The organism is Aerococcus sp. L_32, assembly GCF_050689315.1.
Genome location: NZ_JBOEQF010000418.1, coordinates 1 through 1,650 on the forward strand (window position 1 = coordinate 1; position 1,650 = coordinate 1,650).

Consider the following 1,650-nt stretch of genomic DNA (forward strand, 5'->3'; position numbering starts at 1 on the left):
TCGATTTATATCTTGTACTTTATTTATCTATTTTTAACGGTCGTATTCGCGGTTTTACTTTGGGTCGCCGGTGTACCATGGTTTGAATCCATGCTACTGTCTATGGGGACGGCCGGAACAGGGGGCTTTAACATCTATCCCGCCTCCATCGCCCATTACGATTCAAGGGTGGTTGAGACGATTTTGATGATTGCCATGTTTACCTTTGGTTTAAATTTCAACTTCTTCTACCTTGCTTACGAAAGACGTTGGAAGGAAATCTTTAAAGACGAAGAGTTGAAATGGTATATCTATATCATTTTAGGGGCCTTAGCCATTATTTCTTTGGCCTTGATCCCTTATTACGACAACTTCTTCCGCATGATACACGATGTGCTTTTTAATATCGTGTCCATCATGTCAACGACTGCTTATACCACAGTAGATATCTTGGAATGGCCGATAGCTGCCCATACCACCATTCTATTGTTAATGTTTGTTGGTGCTATGTCAGGGTCTACAGCGTCCGGTCTAAAAGTTATCCGGATAGGAATATATTTGCGGTCAATTAAACAGGAAATCCAACATTTACTTGCACCAAATAGGGTGATTCCTATGACCTATAACGGCAAACGTATTGAGAAAAATGTCCACTACGGGATTGTTTACTATCTGATGACCTATCTAGCCGTATTCGTTTTAATCCTAGTAGTTCTGTCATTTGATGCACAGAACTTTTCATCCGCATTCTCAGCGACCATCGCTACTATTTCAAATATCGGTGGGTCTCTTGATTTACTAGGGCCATCACAAGATTATGCCTCCTTGTCTAATTTTTCAAAAGTCGTCATGTCAGTAGGGATGATTATCGGCCGTCTAGAAATTTATCCAGTGATCATTTTATTATCCAGATCAACTTGGCGAAAAGTCTAACGACCACTTGTATATACAATTTTGTTTTAACCTGATTGAAAAAAGGGGATTGCACTATGTAAGCGCATCCCTTTTTTCATAGGTTTATCAACACTTTTGGGATTTGGCGTCAATATTTTGCAATGCACATTTGTATTTTTACTGACCAATTTCTAGCATTTTTTATTTACGTAGCGTATACTCATTTTGTAATGAAAGCGCTTATTTAGCAATTTTTTATTAAGTAGGAGGAATTATAATGAGTGAACAAGAAAAATATATCATGGCGATCGACCAAGGAACAACTTCATCACGCGCAGTGATATACAACCATAAAGCTGAACCTATTGCTTCTAGCCAGAAGGAATTTGAGCAAATTTTCCCTAAATCTGGTTGGGTAGAGCATAACGCGAATGAGATCTGGAACTCAGTACAAGCTGTAATTGCTGGTGCATTTATTGATGGTGGTTTACGCCCGGACCAAATTGCTGGTATTGGTATTACTAACCAACGTGAAACCACAGTTGTATGGGAAAAAGATACTGGTAAACCAATTTATAACGCAATTGTTTGGCAGTCACGTCAATCTGCTTCAATCAGTGATAACTTGATTGACCAAGGTTTAAAAGAAAAAATACAGCAACATACTGGTTTAGTAGTTGATGCTTATTTCTCTGCTACTAAGATTCGTTGGATTTTAGACCACGTTGAAGGTGCCCAAGAGCGTGCTGAAAAAGGTGAATTGCTATTTGGTACGAT

The 1,650-nt window shown here is 38.8% G+C and carries 2 protein-coding genes; both read left to right on the plus strand.

Going from position 1 to position 1,650, the window contains the following annotated elements; translation table 11 throughout:
- The coding region (locus ACRCJ0_RS13545) for a TrkH family potassium uptake protein (protein WP_431390758.1) at positions 1 to 912 on the plus strand (912 nt) is incomplete at its 5' end.
- Positions 913 to 1,150: 238 nt separating this feature from the next.
- Positions 1,151 to 1,650: FGGY family carbohydrate kinase (locus tag ACRCJ0_RS13550; protein ID WP_431390759.1), on the plus strand; the 500-nt coding region annotated here is incomplete at its 3' end.